Source organism: Oceanobacter sp. 4_MG-2023, from assembly GCF_030689165.1.
Lineage (GTDB): Bacteria > Pseudomonadota > Gammaproteobacteria > Pseudomonadales > Oceanobacteraceae > Oceanobacter.
Genome location: NZ_JAUYVV010000028.1, coordinates 1 through 16,800 on the forward strand (window position 1 = coordinate 1; position 16,800 = coordinate 16,800).

Here is a 16,800-nt window from a genome sequence, read left to right on the forward strand (position 1 = left end):
ACAAACGAGACGCCACAGGCGTGCTCAAAAGGCCGAATCATCAGCGCGGGCATACGCGCTTCGTCGAGCCATTTATAAAGGGTGTATTGGCTGGTAATACCGATCAGGTCGGCAATACGCTCGACCGACAAATTTTTAACGGATTTGGCGTGGTCAACGCACAATTCCATCGCGTGTTTGAGAGACCGTGGCTGCTCTCGCTTCCAATTTCGTTTTGCCATTGCTGCTGTCCGCAAAGTGGTGTGCTAATAAAACTTCCGTTATGCCTCTATGCGCCGAACCGGGCGCGGCATAAGCTGATTCCATCAATCGGAATCAATCGGCGGGATGTTATGAGACATTGCGGTATACTTGCGGATTGGGCTGGTAGCGGCTTGGCCAGATATCGGCAGGCTGTTTGCCCAGGAACTTTGCGACGATTTTCTCCACCTTCGGGTACGGAGCCTTGAACACGTTGTAAAAGGTGGTGGGGTTTTTATAGCCATTTTGTCGCGCCAATTCGGCGACAGAAATACCGCGCATACGAATCGCGGCGATCACTTCCTGGCGGTGCCAGTCCTGTACTGGGTGACTCTGTGAGTTGCTCATTTTTTTGCCCTATTGGTAACCAGTTTGCTTAACACATTCGTGTTCCTTGTTTATGTGAACAATATACACGAACGTGTTTGGTGTAAACATATTTTTGTGTGTCTATGTTTATTTTCGACACACATTTTTGTGCAAATGGATAAACCTCTTGATTATCAATAGCTTACAAAACTTAGACGCGTAATGGACACAAATGGCACAGCGTCCAAGTTCAGAATCAAAAACCTGGACACAAAAATGAGTGATTTAAAAGAAGAGATAGGAAACCGAATAACACACATTCGTGGATCTATCGGCCAAGGCGAATTTGCTAAGAAGCTTGGAGTCCATAAAAACACCCTCAGCAATTATGAAAGAGGTTTACGGTCACCTGACTGTGAGTTTCTTTACTTTCTTGAAGAGCTTGGGTTTAACTCTCGCTGGGTGGTAACTGGAGAGGGGCCGATATCGAGCTCAGAAGCCCCACAGGCCGCCCAGGATGAAGCAGAAAACATTCACGACGAGTACGCCTTTATCCCTGGCTACAACATCCAGGTAAGCGCCGGACCGGGCCGTTTTGCCGGTTCAGAAGAGGTATCACGAAAACTGGCATTTAGACGTAAGTGGCTGAAATTTAAAGGGTTACATGAAAAGGATTTGGTGGTTGTGTTCGCCAAGGGCGATTCGATGGAACCGACCATCAGCGACAACAACACCATCATGGTGGACACCAGCGACACCAGCCCCCAGGACGGGCGCATGTACGTGATTCGGTTCGATGGCCATTTGCTAGTCAAGCGCACCCAGATCCTTCCAGGGCAAGGCGTGAAGCTGATCAGCGACAACAAAACCTATGGTGAGCAGCTGGTGAAGTTCGATGGCAGCAATCCAGACCTGGAAGTTATTGGTCGCGTGGTGTGGGTTGGCAAGGACTTCTGACAGACACATTCTTTTAGACGGCAGCATTTTGTCTATGAAGATGCCGCCAAAATGAAAACGCCGGGCAATTTAGCCCGGCGCTTGTTTTTAGACAGTTTTGTTCAAAGATCGCTAAAGCATCGCTGAAACCTGCATGAACACTGAACTCGTTCCATTTAATCCCACCCAATCCCGTTTGATCCCGCATTCTTATCTATCTAACAGGGTGTGTCTGGTTACAATCTCGACTCGGTGTCGCCGACTTTTGACTTGACCCGTCAGGCCTGCAAGTCGGCTTCGTGATTCGAAACCATCCGGTAGCCCAGAGTGAGCACCGGATTAAATAGATGTCCCCACTAACCGCAGAGGATTACCCCGATGGAGCAGCGTTACAGGAAAGCAGTACCGGCCGGCGTCCTGAGTATTATGACCGCCATGGCGGCATCAGCAGACAACACCGATCGTTTCGAACTGGGGCGTATCGAAGTCAGCGCTGAACAGACATTACCAGCCACCAGCAGTGAATCAATCGACACCCAGGCACTCCGCGAAGAAAACCGGGAAACCGTTGGTGAAGCACTGGATTTGCTCCCCGGCGTTACCCTCAGTACATTCGGTTCCCGTAATGAACAAACCCTTTATATCCGTGGTAACGACCTGCGCCAGATTCCGGTTTTTATCGATGGCATTCCAGTGTATGTACCCTATGACGGCTATGTTGACCTTGGCCGCTTTACCACCTACGACCTGGCTGAAATCAATGTCAGCAAAGGATTCAGTTCAGTCTTGTATGGCCCCAATACCCTGGGTGGAGCCATTAACCTGATCAGCCGCCGGCCACAGCAAATATGGGAAGGCGATATCGGTATTGGTTATGCCAGTGGTGAGCAAGATGGCAGCGACAGCCAACGGGTCTGGATGAACATCGGCAGTAATCAAGGGCTCTGGTACAGCCAGATCAGTGCCTCCTGGCTCGACCAGAATGCCTGGGCCTTATCCGATGATTTTGAAGCCGTTGATACAGAAGATGGCGGCTTGCGTGACAACTCCTATCGCAACGACCAGAAAATCAGCCTGAAACTGGGCTACACCCCGAATAGCAGTGATGAATACGCCATTGGTTATATCAATCAGCAAGGGGAAAAAGGCACTCCTCCCTATGCCGGTACCGACAGTTCCACCAGTGCCCGTTACTGGCAATGGCCATACTGGAACAAGGAGAGCCTCTACGTCGTGACCCAAACCAGCCTGGGTGAAGGCCGCTATATAAAAAGCCGGGTGTATTACGATATTTTTGAAAACTCACTCTACAGCTACGATGACGACAGCTACAGCAGCCAGACCTATGGCTATGCCTTCCGCAGCTGGTACGATGATTACAGCTATGGTGCCAGCCTGGAATATGGTCAGCCACTGGGCAATCACAGTCTCAAGGCCGCCTTGCACTACAAGCTCGACCACCACGAAGAACACGATGACGACGACCCGAAACAGAATTATGAAGACGACATCGTCTCGTTGGCTGTGGAAGACACCTGGATGCTGTCGCCGCAGCAATACCTTGTAGCCGGTATCAGTCACGACCGCAGAAGAAGCCTGCAAGCGGAAGAGTACGATAGCGACACTGGTCTGATCAGCGACTTCGACAATAACAACGCCAGTGCCTGGAATCCGCAAATCGGCTGGTTTGCCCAGCTGGACAAACAGCGTGAAGTCCGTCTGACCCTCTCCCGCAAAACCCGCTTCCCGACCATCAAGGACCGCTACTCCTATCGCATGGGGTCGGCGTTGCCCAACCCGGATCTGGAAGCAGAAAAATCCACCATTCTGGAGGCTGGCGGCTCACAACTCTGGGGCGACTGGCTACGGCTGGACGGCACCGTTTTCTATAGCAAAATTCGTGATCTGATCCAGTCTGTTGACCTCGATGAAGACACCTACCAGCTGCAAAACATCGGCAAGGTCACCAGCAAAGGGCTGGAGCTGAGCGCCGTCAGCTGGATTGGCGACAGCCTGCAACTGGATGCCAATTACAGCCTGTTGAAGCGCACCAACGACAGCTCCGACCTGGTCCTGACCGATGTACCAGACCACAAACTGCAGGGACGTATCAGCTGGCAGGCAACAGATCCTCTCCGCCTGGCCATTCGGGGCCAGTACGAAAGTGAACGTTACAGCGACAGCGATGGCACTATCGAGCTGGCCGCCTGGAGCCGTATCGACCTGACCGCCGACTACGATTTCACCCAGACCCTCAAAGGCCAGCTCGGCGTTACCAACCTCGGTGATCGCAACTACGCCCTGGATGACGGCTTTCCTGAACCGGGTCGTCAGTGGCATGCCAGCCTGAACTGGCAATTCTGAAGGGAGTGATACCGATGTTATATCGTCACCTGCTGCTGCCAGCGCTGTTGTTACTGCATACGCTGACCACCAGCGCCCAGACCATTACCCTGATGACCAGCTACCCGCAACCGGTCGTATCAGCATTTCAGCAAGCGTTTGAAGAACAACACCCAACCCTGCAACTCAATGTCCTCTGGCGTATGCCCTTTGATGCCCTGCCCTACCTGTTGCAACCGCAGCAGGGAGGCGTGGATGTCTACTGGACGCCATCCCAAACCAACTACCTGCGCTTAAAAGCCGCCGGTGCTCTGGCACCGTTAAAGCTGGATCGTATTGGCTTGCCGGATCATCTCGACCAGACCCGGCTGCGGGACATGGACGATACCTTTATTGCCAGTGAAATTGCCGGTTATGGTTTGTTTATCAACCCCCAACGTCTGCAGCAACTTGCCGTTGCCGAACCAACCAGCTGGCACGACCTGACAAACCCTCGGTTGCGGGGCACGGTCGCACTGCCGGTACCTTCAGCGGTCGGTTACGCGCCGATGCTGATCGATCAGCTTTTGCAGGCCGACGGTTGGCAACAGGGCTGGAACAACTGGCAAGCCATTGCCGCGAACAGCCAACTGGTCGATCGCCGTGGCAGTTTTGTTACCGACAAGGTCAGCACTGGTCAGGCAGCCATTGGCCTGACCATGGACTTCTTTGCCAACGCCACCATTGCCAGCGGCGCGGACGGGCGCTTTGTTTACCCGCAACAAACCGCCTTTAATCCAGCCCATATCGCCCTGATGACGGATAGCCGCCAGCCGGACGCCGCCCGGTTATTTATTCGCTTTGTGCTCTCGGAAGCAGGACAACAGCTGTTGTTTCACCCGGATATTCGCAAACTCCCTATACGCCCTTCGGTCTACCAACAGGCACCGGACAATATACCCAACCCCTTCGGTCTGGCACTGGACAGTCGTTATAACCCGGCCAAGGGCCTGAGCCGACGCCCCCTCACCAACGCCCTGTTTGATGCCGCCATTACTCACAATCACCCGGCGCTGATCGAGACCAGCCGGCTGCTGCATCAGGCCAGCCAGCTGGCTGCCCCGGAACCGGAAAACAACCCGATACTGCAACAGGCTTACGCGCTCTTTCATCGCCTGCCAGTGACCGAACCCGACGCTACCTCCGAGATACTGCACGATTTTCAACAACGAGAGCACAACCCGGCCGCCGACGCCCGTTGCCAGACACTGGAACAGCAGTGGCAAGGCGAGTTCGCCCGCCAGTATGCCGCCGCCGCTGATCTGGCTCGCCAGGTGATTGCCGGAGAGGCAACCTTATGATGCCACCTGTTGTTATAACGCTGCGGTTGCTATTGCTGTGGTTAATACTGCTGCCCAGTCTTGCCGCTGCGGATCCAATCACCAGCTCGGCACTGGGTCGACGGGCGCTGTCACAGCCAATGCCCGGATTAACAGCCACAGAGCTTGAACAGTTTCTGCAAGGACGCAGTCTGTTTGCCCAGATGTGGGTGATTTCACCCTCAGCGGATCAGCAAGTCGATGGCCTCGGGCCGCTGTATAACGCCATCTCCTGTGCCAGCTGTCACCCCGGCAATGGCCATGGACGGGCACCCGACAGGCCCGGCCAGGCCATGCGCTCCATGTTGGTACGCCTGAGCTTGCCCGGCCACGATATCCATGGCGGGCCACGGCCTCATCCGTTCTGCGGTGACCAACTGAATGAACAGGGCGTGCCCGGTGTGGCAGGCGAAGGGAGAGCCAGTGTGTCGTATCAGGAACAGGTAGTCCGACTGGCGGATGACACCGCAGTAACACTGCGGCGACCACAGCTCAATCTGTCCGCCAGCCGCTGCCAACCTGCCACAGAGCTACTGACCTCCGCCCGCATTGGCCCGGCGCTGGTTGGTCAGGGGTTGCTGGATGCCATCCCCAACGCGGCTATTTTGCAGCGGGCCGATCCGGAAGACCGTGATGCCGATGGTATCTCCGGCCGCCCCAATCCGGTTTACGATGTCGCCCTGCAACAAACGACGACTGGCCGTTTTGGTTACAAAGCCAACGTGCCCAATTTGCGCCAGCAGATTGCGTCGGCCTTTCACGGTGATCTGGGTATCAGCTCCTCTCTGTTTCCAGACCAGAATTGCACCGCGGCACAAACCGACTGCCAGACCGCCGCCACCGGTGGTGACCCGGAATTGAGCGACGAGCAACTTGATCAGCTGGTGTTTTATCATCAAACGCTGGCATTACCTGCCCGACGTCAGCCCGATGCACCGAACGTACAACTTGGCGAACAGCTGTTTTATCAAGCCGGTTGTGAGAGCTGCCATCGAGCACAATTCAAAACCGCGGCCAATGCCAGCCCGGCGATTCTGGCCAATCGCACCATTCAGCCCTGGAGTGATTTGCTCTTGCACGATATGGGGCCAGAGCTGGCGGATAATCGCCCGGATTTTAACGCCAGCGGTCAGGAATGGCGGACGACGCCATTATGGGGAATCGGGCTCGCGGACAAGGTCTCCGACCACCCCGGTTTTCTTCACGATGGCCGCGCCCGTAACCTGCTGGAAGCGATTTTATGGCATGGCGGAGAAGCCAATAAAAGTCGAACGGCCGTTACCCTGATGAGCCGTGAACAACGTCGGGCCTTGCTGGATTTTTTACACTCGCTGTAAAGCAGCTGGGGCCTGGTCTGGGGTCTGGGGCATCAAGCAGGAAGACAGGGCCAGGCAACATGCCCCAGAATCCACCAGGCTTCCGCCATCGCAATCAGCATCAGTAGCGCACTCAGCGTCTGCCAGAAACTCAAAGGATGTCGCTTGATCAAAGGCTCTCGGGTGTGTTGCTGCAACAAGCTGTTATTGGGCTGATAGAGGTCGGTACGAAACTCGGAAAAGGAATCATACCGTTGTCGTATCACGGGGTGTGACGCCTTTTGCAATACCAGCTCCAGCCATAGTGGCAAGTCCGGGCGGTATTGCCGAATCGGTCGATATTGCCATTCATGCGTTGATTTGGCCCCACGCCGCCCAGCCTGCTCCATGGCAAAGGGTTGTTGGCCAGAAAGCATTTCGTACACCATCACCGCCAATGAAAACAGATCACTCTGACTGTTGGCGATACCATCAATCACATATTCTGGGGCGATATAATTCACCGACCCCAGCGGCATATCTTCATCGTCGAAGACGCCGGACTCTGCCAACCCCCGTACCATAACGGTGCCGTAATCAATAATCTTGATATTGCCGTCAGCGGCCAGAATAACGTTTTCCGGTTTAAGATCACGGTGCACCATACCCATTCGTTGCATAACCCTCAGGCCATTAATCAGCTGGTCGGCCAAGGCCCGTACCTGGGGTAAATCGGCCATCGGGTGATCCAGCATCCACTGCCGCAAACTGCAGCCATCAATCCATTCACAGATGTGATACAGAAAGCGGCTGTTGGCCTGCTGCGGATACACTTTCATCAGGTTGGGGTGATCAAGGCGACTGCCGATCCACTGCTCCCGGGCAAAACCATCGAGATACACAGGGTCATCTTCAAAGTTGAGCGATGGCGCTTTAAGGGCATAAAAACGACCATCACGGCGATCGATTACTTTATAAAGATGGCTGCGGGCATTGGCATGTATCACCTGCGCCACCCGGTAATAATCCAGCGTTTGGCCAACAGCTAATACCGGTGGAATGACCCGGGCGCTGACAGCCCGTTGTGTTTCATCCAGCCCGGCAGCGGGCAAGGACTGAATCCGTACCATCACACAGGTCAGGTTGTCATCCGATCCGGCCTGCAAAGCCGCATCCAGCACGTCTCGACAAATATGCTCAATCTGATGCTGGCGCGTATCCGCTCCAACGCTCGCCATGGCTTGTTGCAGCTGCTCATGACTGACAAACCCGTGAACACCATCCGTGGTGAGCAATAATTGATCGCCAACCTGCAGATCACAGGTCAGATAGTCCACTTCCAGACGGGAGTCCATCCCTAACGCCCGGGACAAGGCCGAGCCACCCTGGCTATTGTGTACATGATCACGAGTGAGCGGTTCCAGCACCCCCTCTCGCCAGTGATAAATCCGGCTGTCGCCAACATGAAACAGGTGGGCCGTGCGGGATTTAAGCACCATGCCGCTAAAGGTCGTGACCAAACCATTGTGCCGGGCACTGGCCTGCTGGCCATGATGGAATAGCCAGGCATTCAGCGCCGACAGCACTCGGGCGGCAGCGGTTTTGACATCCCAGCTGTCGGGTGTGCTGTAATAATCCTGCAAAAAATGCGTCACGCTGGTGGCGCTGGCCTGCTGCGCGTTATCACTGCAGCTGACGCCATCAGCAATACAGACTCCGATGCCCTTGTACTTGACGGCTGACAAGGTCGGCTGATAAAGCGCAAACGCATCCTGGTTGAGCACCTTGGTACCAGCGGTGGTGACACCACCAAACTGGATGTCTAATGTGTTGCTACTCATAATGGCTCAGGTCCAGGATCGTTTTGATCAACATCAGTTCACACTGATCATTTCGACAGTGCCATCGTCGTTTACTTCCGCCATATGGCCCTTGGGTTCTTTCATTGCCAACAGAGCAATAAAACCCACCACCGCCGTGCCTGAAATCACCATAAAGAAAGTCGAGTATTCCACCAGCGACAAGATCGTCAGATAGGTAACCGCTCCAACGTTACCATACGCCCCTGTCATACCGGCAATCTGGCCGGTCAAACGACGCTTGATCAGCGGCACCACCGCAAACACAGCCCCTTCCCCCGATTGCACAAAGAAAGAACACACCATGGCTGCCACTACCGCCAACCAGACCGGCCATTCGCTATCCACCATTCCCATCACCAGATAGCCCACCGCCAGACCCGCGGTCAGAATCAACAAGGTCGGTTTACGGCCAAACTTGTCAGATAACCAGCCGCCTCCCGGGCGCGACATCAGATTCATAAAGGCATAGGCAGACGCCACCATACCGGCGATCACCGGCGACAGATCAAAGGTTTCGGCAAAAAACAGCGGCAACATGGACACCACCGCCAGCTCGGAACCAAACGTGGCGAAGTAGAGAATATTCAATACCGCCACCTGCCTGAACTCATACCGATGCATCTCAGGCACGGCTTCGCTAAAGACGGTTTTGTTCACTTTCCAGACGTGTGATACCTCATAGGCGTACAGCAGCACCAAACCGATATAACACATCAGCGCCGTGGTCTCGGACAACATGCTCACTCCGGCAGGCGATAACTTCCAGGCCAGCAGCGCCATGGCGGCATACATCGGCACTTTCATGATCAGCAACAAGAAGAAATCTCCCTGGCTGGTCACTTCCATTGCTCCCATGTGTTTGGGTTTGAAATAGGTCGCGCCCTTGGGGGTATCGGTAATGTTCTGGTAATACACCACGCTGAACAACAGACTGATCAGCCCTGTCAGACCAATCGCATACCGCCAGCCATCATCTCCGCCAAACCACAGCGCAATCACCGGCAAACAAAAGGCCGCGGCGGCAGAACCAAAGTTGCCCCAGCCACCATAAACACCTTCGGCAGTGCCCAGCTCATTCGCCGGAAACCATTCACTGACAATACGAATCCCAATCACAAAACCGGCACCGATAAAGCCCATTAAAAAACGGGCAATGGCGGCTTGTGTAAAGTCCTCAGCCAGGGCAAACATAAAACAGGGGATCGAACACACCGCCAACAAGGCGGAATACACAATACGAGGGCCAAAGCGGTCGGTCAGCATGCCAATAATGACCCGCGCCGGTATGGTCAGCGCGACGTTCAGGATCAACAAGGTTTTGATTTCAGAAGGCTGCAATCCCAGGCTGGCAGCCATGGCCTGCAACATCGGGGCGTGGTTAAACCACACCAGAAAAGTGATAAAAAATGCCATCCAACTGAGGTGGAGGACTTTCATCTTGCCGGTAAACGACAACAGATTAAAACGTTCGGCGCTCATAACATGCTCTCTGATCCATAATACATACAGTAGCTCACGCCCCACGACGGCAAAGATAACCGGCACGGCAATACAACGAATTCAAAAAGACAGGAGAAACAAACAGAGGGAGTTATTGCACCGGAGCGGTAGCAGAACAGGCACCGTGTATAAGTTATCGAGACCTCATACAGACCACGCAACAGCAGTTACTTTCCCAGCGATAACGACAGCCGGTGGCTCTCGATCTCTGATCAGTTTTTTTGAATGCGCCGTTGCGTAAGTGTCAGATCACAACGCTGCGAATCTGACGAATAGCCAATAACAAAGCAGGAAGAATGCCAATGATCATTGCCGATGCATCGGACCCGACAAAAATCAGCCCCCGGTTCCATCGTCTCCACCGTCAATAGGCATGACCTCTGCCTGAGCGTTGACCTTGGCAGCGGTCTTTTTTGTTGCATCAGTGCCCCAATCGCGGCTGTTTATACTTGCCAACACCTTTTTATCGCACCGATTTCAGGCAAAAAACCACAACAAGTTCTATTTGAGTGCGAAATCATTCTTTGCCACATCAGGCTACTGATACCTTTCTTACTGTCATAGCTGATTATTTTGCTGCCCAGAAAGACCACCTCACAACAGATACCCCCATGTTGAGTAGATCGGCAGGCTCCATACCGAGACCGATATCCACCCGCTCTGGCATAAAATCTGCTTTGATTCCACCACGTCGACGCCGCAGGTAACCTCCTGACCGATCAAAGAAGATCACGGCACACAACATCGACACACATATTCCCTATAGCAAAGGCGCTCCCAGGTTGACTGGTGAGCGCCTTTTTTTATGCGAAAAAAATGATATGAACAGCAACAGTCTCGTTATTATTGGTAACGGCATGGCCGCCAACCGGGTTCTGGAAGAACTGGGCACCGACCACCCGTTCGATACCATCCACGTACTCAGTGATGAGCATCTATGCCATTACAATCGCATCATGCTGTCACCCTTGCTGGCCAACGAAACCACCCTGGCAGCGATTACTCCCCACGATGCCAGCTGGTATCAGCAGCGCGGTATTCATGTGCACCTGAATACCGCGGTTGAGCACATCGACACCAAGTTACAGCGCGTTACCACCAGCACTCACAACACCCTGGATTATCAGGCGCTGCTGATTGCCACCGGCTCCCGCTCCGCCATTCCCAGCATGCCAGGAACCGACGGCGACCAGCCCGACAACGTACTCGGCTTTCGTACCATGACGGATGTCGATGCCATGCTGGCAGCACTGCCGACCCTCAAACACGCCACCGTCATTGGAGCCGGTTTGCTCGGTGTTGAAGCCGCAGTTGGGCTCAAGGCCCAGGGCGTAGAGGTAACACTGATGCACCGCAACCCGGTGCTGATGAACCGCCAGCTGGATGCCACCGCCGCCACGATCTTGCAAGAGGAGCTGACCCAACGGGGCATCGATGTACGCACCGGCGTCTCACCACAATCCCTGAGCCTGAACGCCAACCGCGCCACAGCCGTGCACTACCGGCTGCGCAACCAGCCAGACACCGACACCACAACCATCCGACTCGACACCGACCTGGTCGTATTTGCCACCGGTATTTTACCCAACCGGGAACTTGCCGCCGCCGCCGGGATAACCACCCGCCGTGGTATCTGCGTCAACTCGCATATGCAAACCTCAGACAGCCATATTTATGCACTGGGCGAATGTTGTGAATTTGAAGGACAAACCTACGGCCTGGTCGCCCCCATCTGGGAACAGGCCAAAATCGTCGCGGCAGGACTGGCTGCCATCCCCCCTCTGGCATCTCCCTTACCCCGTTACGCCGAACAGCAGCATCTGACCAAACTCAAGGTCTCAGGGGTTGATATTCACAGCATGGGGCAATTTGAAGCCACAGGGCACGATCAGGTTATCCAGCTACAAGACCTGACATCCGGTGTGTATAAAAAACTGGTGATTCAGCAGCAGCGTATTGTCGGCGTGTTGTGCGTCGGCGATGTACTGGATTCCAACTGGTATTTTGACCTGCTTAGCCAGCAGGTTGATATCCGTGCCATCCGCGCCAACCTGATATTGGGCAAAGGATATTGCGATAACAACGCCGCCGGTTTGCAACACAGGGTTGATGCGTAGGGGCTGGCTTCGCTCATAGCCATTACTCGCCGTTGCCGACAGCCATGGCGAGCGTACCGCTTTATATGCGAATCCAGAATCCATGCGCTTTCACACGTCTTGCAGATCTCGACAGGTTGCCCTGCCTCTCTCACTGAAAAAGCCATATCAACGGTACGGATAGCGTTGGCTGACTACGCGGATAGTCGCTACCGGCCCATCCGCTTGTAATGACATGGCAATGACTCAGCAACCGAGAACTAGCCATGACTGAAAAACGCAGCCTGCCTGAATGGCGCGACTACATTGCCGGATGTCTGGATTTTCGTCCTGACGATGGTGTTTTCCGTATCGCCCGCGATATGTTCACTGAGCCGGACCTGTTCGATCTGGAGATGGAACACATTTTCGAGAAAGTCTGGATCTACGCCTGCCACGAAAGTGAAATCGCCAACAGTAACGACTACATCACTCTGCGTGCCGGCCGCCAGCCGCTGATCGTCACCCGCGACAGCAAGGGTGAACTGCACGCCATGGTCAACGCCTGCCAGCATCGTGGTGCAACCCTGACCCGTCTGCAAAAAGGCAACCAGTCGACCTTTACCTGCCCGTTTCACGCCTGGACGTACAAGAATGACGGCCGCCTGATGAAGGTGAAAGCACCGGGCGAATACGCCGAGGATTTCGATAAGTCCTGCCGTGGCCTGAAGAAGGCGCGGATCGAGTCCTACAAGGGATTTGTGTTTGTATCGCTGGATACAGAAGCCACGGATTGCCTGACCGAGTTCCTCGGGGATGCCCGTATCTTCTTCGATATGATGGTGGCGCAATCGCCAACCGGCGACCTGGAAGTACTGCCAGGCAAATCAACCTACACCTTCGACGGTAACTGGAAGCTGCAAAACGAAAACGGCCTCGATGGCTATCACGTCAGCACCGTGCACTACAACTATGTCGCCACCGTCCAGCACCGCAGTGAAGTGGATTCAGCCAACGGCAAGGGCTCCGACACCCTCGACTACAGCAAACTGGGAGCTGGTGACGCCGAAACCGACGACGGCTGGTTCGGCTTCAAAAACGGCCACACCATGTTGTTCAGCGATATGCCCAACCCTGCTGTTCGCCCCGGCTACGATACCGTCATGCCGCGTCTGCTCGAAGAACATGGCCAGCAACAGGCCGAGTGGATGATGCACCGTCTGCGTAACCTGAATATTTACCCAAGCCTGTTCTTTATGGATCAGATCAGCTCACAGTTGCGCATCGTACGCCCGCTGGCCTGGAACAAAACCGAGATCATCAGCCAGTGCCTGGGAGTAAAAGGCGAATCCGCCAAGGATCGCGAAAACCGTATTCGCCAGTTTGAGGATTTCTTCAACGTCTCGGGCATGGGTACTCCGGACGATCTGGTGGAATTTCGCGAAGCCCAGCGTGGCTTTCAGGCCCGTCTGGAACGCTGGAACGACATCAGCCGCGGTTACCAGGACTGGCAGTACGGTCCAACCAAAAATACCGCAGCATTGGACATCCAGCCTGCCATTACCGGCACAGAGTTCACTCATGAAGGCTTGTACGTTAACCAGCACGGCAACTGGCAAAACCTGATGCTGAAAGGCATCGATGCCAACCTGCTGAAATTGCACAACGACACAGGAGAGGGTCAGGAATGAGTACGCTACAACACCAAATCGAACAGTTTCTGTACCTCAATGCCGAGCTGTGTGACCAGCGTGACTGGGAAGGCTATCTGGCCATGTTCACCGAGGACAGCGAATTTCATGTGCCGCAATGGGACTCGGAATACGAAGTGACCACTGATCCGAAAACCGGTCTGTCATTGATGTATTACCCGACCCGTTCCGGCCTCGAAGACCGGATCTTCCGCCTGCAAACCGGTAAATCCGCGGCTTCCGTACCATTACCGCGTACCCAGCACCAGGTCCACAACGTCCGCATCAGCAAGCTGGACAACGACGTTCTGGACGTCAAAGCCAAGTGGCAAACCGTATTTACCCGCATGGGTATGACCGAGCAGTTCTACGGTGACGTGACTTACAGGCTGGTGCCTGCGGCAGGTGGCTGGAAGATCGCCCGCAAGCATGTGGTGGTGTTTAACGACACCATTAACTCGGTGCTGGATTTTTACCATCTCTGACGTCCAGCACTGCCGGAATCTGACACCTTTGAATCCGGGCAGCGGTAAAGCCCGGTATCTGCAAACCTGATAATGGCAAGACGCCGCCCGGTCTGTTACATGCAGACAGTGGCGGCCCTCCAGAGGACCCCACCATGAAACATAATGTCGCCCTCAGTTTTGCCGATGGCAACACCCTGTTCTTCAAGGCCGGACACAATGATCTGCTGATGGACGCCGCCCTGCGCCATGGCGTCACCCTGCCGATCGACTGTCGTGAAGGTGTCTGTGGCACCTGCAAGGGACTGTGTGAATCCGGTCAATATGAAATTGAATACGCCGATGAAGAAGCCCTGACCGGGCAAGAAGCCGAGCAACGCTACGTACTGTCTTGCCAGACGCGTATCCAGTCGGACAGTACCTTCTACTATGACTTTGCCTCCAGCCTGTGCAACCAGACCGATCAGCCAGGCAGTTTGAAACGCACCGCCACGATCACAGGCTTACAGGATGCATCCGCGGATTCCACTCTGCTAGCGCTGACATTGGCAGCCGACCAGACAACACTGAACTTCCTGCCCGGTCAATATGCCAACCTGCATATTCCCGGCACCGAACTGACCCGCGCCTATTCATTTGCCATCGGGCCTCAAGTCTCCGGAGAGCTGCAGCAGCTGACCTTTCTGATCCGTAAATTACCCAACGGCCAAATGGGTAAATACCTGCATCAGGCCCGTGTAGGCGACACCCTGGAGCTGGAAGGACCATTCGGCACCTTCTATCTGCGTGAACCGGACAAGCCCATGTATTTTATTGCTGGCGGCACCGGCTTGTCGGCGTTTCTGGCCATGCTGGATGTCCTGAAAGAGCAGCCAGAATCCGTCAGTTATCCGATTCGCCTGTACTACGGTGTTAATCGCCTTGAAGATCTGTGCGAACAACACCGACTGGACGCCTACCGCACGCAACTGCCGGACTTTGACTGGACGCCTGTCGTCTCAAACCCCGCTAGCAACTGGCAGGGCTCTACGGGCTACATTCAGGAGCATTTGCCACTTGCAACGTTGCGTGACGCACCCTTCGATATGTATCTGTGCGGCCCACCGCCAATGATTGATGCTGTGACCCACTGGTGTGCCGACCATCACCTGGATAACGGCAAGCTGTATTCAGAGAAATTTACCGCGCCAGTCAGCTAGAGTTCGTTAGCTGACCGGCTCGCTCGTTTTCCTTCCTCGTTGCCTGATCGATTTGCGGACCTTGTGTCCGCTTTTTTATGTCCGCCAGACAGTGCGCCTGTTGCTGCATTCCAATCCGTTCCCCTCCTGCAGAGCATCGCTGACAATTCTCTGTTGCAGACAATCCCAACAATACCAAGCTTCTGTTTTTATTGCGTTTTACGGATGTGCCTCGCCTTTTCCGGCTAGTGGGAGACGCCGTATCTTTACAGAATGATTGCAACACAACCACATCACTCAGGAGTGTTGCAATGACAGGAACCACGATTGAAATCACCAGTCCAGACGGCCAGTTCAGCGGTTATCTGGCTAGCTCCATCGATGGCAAAGGACCAGGTCTGGTGTTGTGCCAGGAGATTTTTGGCGTCAACGCCGACATGAAAGCCGCCGCCGATCATCTGGCGGAAGAAGGCTATACCGTACTGGTCCCGGATCTGTTCTGGCGTCAGCAAGCTGGTCTGGAACTGACCGAAGCTGATTTTGAAAAAGCCCTGTCGCTCTATCAGGCGTTCGATGAAAACAAGGGGGTGGACGATATCCAATCGGCTCTGACCACCCTGGCACAACGCCCGGAATGCGAAGGCGATCTGGGTGTATTGGGCTATTGTCTCGGCGGCAAGCTGGCTTATCTGGCTGGTTGTCGCCTGCCCGAAGTTACCTGCGCCGTTAGCTACTACGGTGTTGGTATCGAGCAGTCTCTGGCAGATCTGGAAGGTCTGAGCGGCAAGCTGGTGCTGCATATGGCTGATAACGATCAATTCTGTCCAGCGGAAGCCCGTGAACAGATTCTGGCCGCGGTGGCGGACAACAAACAGATCCACGCCTTTGTCTACCCTGATACCGAACACGCTTTTGGCCGTGTCGGCTCCAGCCATTACAACAAAAGCGCTGCCCTGCTTGCCCATGAGCGTTCCATCAAGTATCTGCGCAGCACACTGGGGCCAGACTACGATCTCGAAGCCCTGTGGGAAGAACACATTCGCCACGAATTCGATACCCGTGACGTACCGGCGACCATGGCAACCATGGTGGCCGAACCTTATGTAAACCATATCCCCACCATGACCGGCGGCGTCGGCAGCAGCCAGCTGGCGCGTTTTTATCAATATCACTTTGTCCATGGCAACCCGCAGGACATGGCGATGATTCCCATCTCTCGCACCGTCGGCGCGTCCCAGGTGGTAGACGAGTTTGTCATGACCTTCACCCACGACTCTGAAATCGACTGGCTGGTCCCTGGCATCAAACCGACTGGACGCCAGGTCGAAATCCCGATGCTGGGTGTCGTCAAGTTCCGTGGTCCCAAGCTCTATCACGAACACATCTACTGGGACCAGGCCAGCGTACTGGTGCAGCTGGGCTTGCTAAATCCCGACGGCCTGCCGACGGCCGGGGCCGCCACCGCTCATAAACTGCTTGATGAATCCTTGCCTTCCAACACGCTGATGCCTTCCTGGGCCAGCAGTGCAAACAAAACCGTCGACTGAGG

At 54.7% G+C, this 16,800-nt stretch carries 12 protein-coding genes and 1 pseudogene; 9 read left to right on the plus strand and 4 right to left on the minus strand.

Translation table 11 applies throughout. The annotated features are described in order from the left end of the window. Both Q8W24_RS15085 and Q8W24_RS15090 read right to left on the minus strand, forming a co-directional pair. Positions 1–221 (minus strand): annotated as a pseudogene (locus tag Q8W24_RS15085) (hypothetical protein); the annotation flags it as partial. Between the two features lie 109 nt (positions 222–330). Continuing rightward, positions 331–588: a helix-turn-helix transcriptional regulator gene (locus tag Q8W24_RS15090; protein ID WP_305475836.1), complete on the minus strand. Its 258-nt coding sequence runs from the start codon at positions 586–588 to the stop codon at positions 331–333. A gap of 237 nt (positions 589–825) precedes the next feature. Between Q8W24_RS15090 and Q8W24_RS15095 the strand changes: the two genes are divergently transcribed. The 4 genes from Q8W24_RS15095 (at position 826) to Q8W24_RS15110 (ending at position 6,523) form a co-directional block, all read left to right on the plus strand. Further along, positions 826–1,506, plus strand: coding sequence for a helix-turn-helix transcriptional regulator (locus Q8W24_RS15095; RefSeq protein ID WP_305475838.1), 681 nt, complete (start codon positions 826–828; stop codon positions 1,504–1,506). 357 nt (positions 1,507–1,863) lie between these two features. Then, the gene (locus Q8W24_RS15100) at positions 1,864–3,849 is read left to right on the plus strand and encodes a TonB-dependent siderophore receptor (RefSeq protein WP_305414092.1); all 1,986 of its coding nucleotides are present in this window, start codon (positions 1,864–1,866) and stop codon (positions 3,847–3,849) included. Positions 3,850–3,863: 14 nt separating this feature from the next. Beyond that, positions 3,864–5,168 (plus strand): ABC transporter substrate-binding protein, encoded by a 1,305-nt coding sequence (locus Q8W24_RS15105; RefSeq protein WP_305475840.1) that lies wholly within the window; start codon positions 3,864–3,866, stop codon positions 5,166–5,168. Then, positions 5,165–6,523, plus strand: coding sequence for a di-heme oxidoredictase family protein (locus Q8W24_RS15110; protein ID WP_305475841.1), 1,359 nt, complete (start codon positions 5,165–5,167; stop codon positions 6,521–6,523). The genes Q8W24_RS15105 and Q8W24_RS15110 overlap by 4 nt, the downstream gene beginning before the upstream one ends. A 32-nt stretch (positions 6,524–6,555) precedes the next feature. Here the strand turns inward: Q8W24_RS15110 and Q8W24_RS15115 are convergent, their stop codons facing one another. Both Q8W24_RS15115 and Q8W24_RS15120 read right to left on the minus strand, forming a co-directional pair. Continuing rightward, positions 6,556–8,322, minus strand: coding sequence for a bifunctional protein-serine/threonine kinase/phosphatase (locus Q8W24_RS15115; protein ID WP_305475843.1), 1,767 nt, complete (start codon positions 8,320–8,322; stop codon positions 6,556–6,558). Positions 8,323–8,355: 33 nt separating this feature from the next. Next, complete coding sequence (locus Q8W24_RS15120; protein WP_303432344.1) at positions 8,356–9,822, minus strand: NarK family nitrate/nitrite MFS transporter; 1,467 nt, start codon at positions 9,820–9,822, stop codon at positions 8,356–8,358. An 842-nt stretch (positions 9,823–10,664) separates the two neighbouring features. Between Q8W24_RS15120 and Q8W24_RS15125 the strand changes: the two genes are divergently transcribed. From Q8W24_RS15125 to Q8W24_RS15145, 5 genes are all read left to right on the plus strand, one after another. Then, positions 10,665–11,960: an NAD(P)/FAD-dependent oxidoreductase gene (locus Q8W24_RS15125; protein WP_305475845.1), complete on the plus strand. Its 1,296-nt coding sequence runs from the start codon at positions 10,665–10,667 to the stop codon at positions 11,958–11,960. Between the two features lie 245 nt (positions 11,961–12,205). Beyond that, the gene (antA, locus tag Q8W24_RS15130) at positions 12,206–13,609 is read left to right on the plus strand and encodes an anthranilate 1,2-dioxygenase large subunit (RefSeq protein WP_305475846.1); all 1,404 of its coding nucleotides are present in this window, start codon (positions 12,206–12,208) and stop codon (positions 13,607–13,609) included. Further along, the gene (gene antB, locus Q8W24_RS15135; protein ID WP_305414083.1) at positions 13,606–14,094 is read left to right on the plus strand and encodes an anthranilate 1,2-dioxygenase small subunit; all 489 of its coding nucleotides are present in this window, start codon (positions 13,606–13,608) and stop codon (positions 14,092–14,094) included. The genes antA and antB overlap by 4 nt, the downstream gene beginning before the upstream one ends. A gap of 134 nt (positions 14,095–14,228) precedes the next feature. Continuing rightward, positions 14,229–15,272: an anthranilate 1,2-dioxygenase electron transfer component AntC gene (antC, locus tag Q8W24_RS15140; protein WP_305475847.1), complete on the plus strand. Its 1,044-nt coding sequence runs from the start codon at positions 14,229–14,231 to the stop codon at positions 15,270–15,272. 290 nt (positions 15,273–15,562) lie between these two features. After that, the gene (locus tag Q8W24_RS15145) at positions 15,563–16,798 is read left to right on the plus strand and encodes a dienelactone hydrolase family protein (protein WP_305475849.1); all 1,236 of its coding nucleotides are present in this window, start codon (positions 15,563–15,565) and stop codon (positions 16,796–16,798) included. The last annotated feature ends 2 nt before the right edge of the window (positions 16,799–16,800 follow it).

Bases quoted from the DNA above. Each gene is read 5' to 3' on its own strand.
- Q8W24_RS15090 (WP_305475836.1), bottom strand. From the start codon at position 588: ATGAGCAACTCACAGAGTCACCCAGTACAGGACTGGCACCGCCAGGAA.
- Q8W24_RS15095 (WP_305475838.1), top strand. From the start codon at position 826: ATGAGTGATTTAAAAGAAGAGATAGGAAACCGAATAACACACATTCGT.
- Q8W24_RS15100 (WP_305414092.1), top strand. From the start codon at position 1,864: ATGGAGCAGCGTTACAGGAAAGCAGTACCGGCCGGCGTCCTGAGTATT.
- Q8W24_RS15105 (WP_305475840.1), top strand. From the start codon at position 3,864: ATGTTATATCGTCACCTGCTGCTGCCAGCGCTGTTGTTACTGCATACG.
- Q8W24_RS15110 (WP_305475841.1), top strand. From the start codon at position 5,165: ATGATGCCACCTGTTGTTATAACGCTGCGGTTGCTATTGCTGTGGTTA.
- Q8W24_RS15115 (WP_305475843.1), bottom strand. From the start codon at position 8,322: ATGAGTAGCAACACATTAGACATCCAGTTTGGTGGTGTCACCACCGCT.
- Q8W24_RS15120 (WP_303432344.1), bottom strand. From the start codon at position 9,822: ATGAGCGCCGAACGTTTTAATCTGTTGTCGTTTACCGGCAAGATGAAA.
- Q8W24_RS15125 (WP_305475845.1), top strand. From the start codon at position 10,665: ATGAACAGCAACAGTCTCGTTATTATTGGTAACGGCATGGCCGCCAAC.
- antA (WP_305475846.1), top strand. From the start codon at position 12,206: ATGACTGAAAAACGCAGCCTGCCTGAATGGCGCGACTACATTGCCGGA.
- antB (WP_305414083.1), top strand. From the start codon at position 13,606: ATGAGTACGCTACAACACCAAATCGAACAGTTTCTGTACCTCAATGCC.
- antC (WP_305475847.1), top strand. From the start codon at position 14,229: ATGAAACATAATGTCGCCCTCAGTTTTGCCGATGGCAACACCCTGTTC.
- Q8W24_RS15145 (WP_305475849.1), top strand. From the start codon at position 15,563: ATGACAGGAACCACGATTGAAATCACCAGTCCAGACGGCCAGTTCAGC.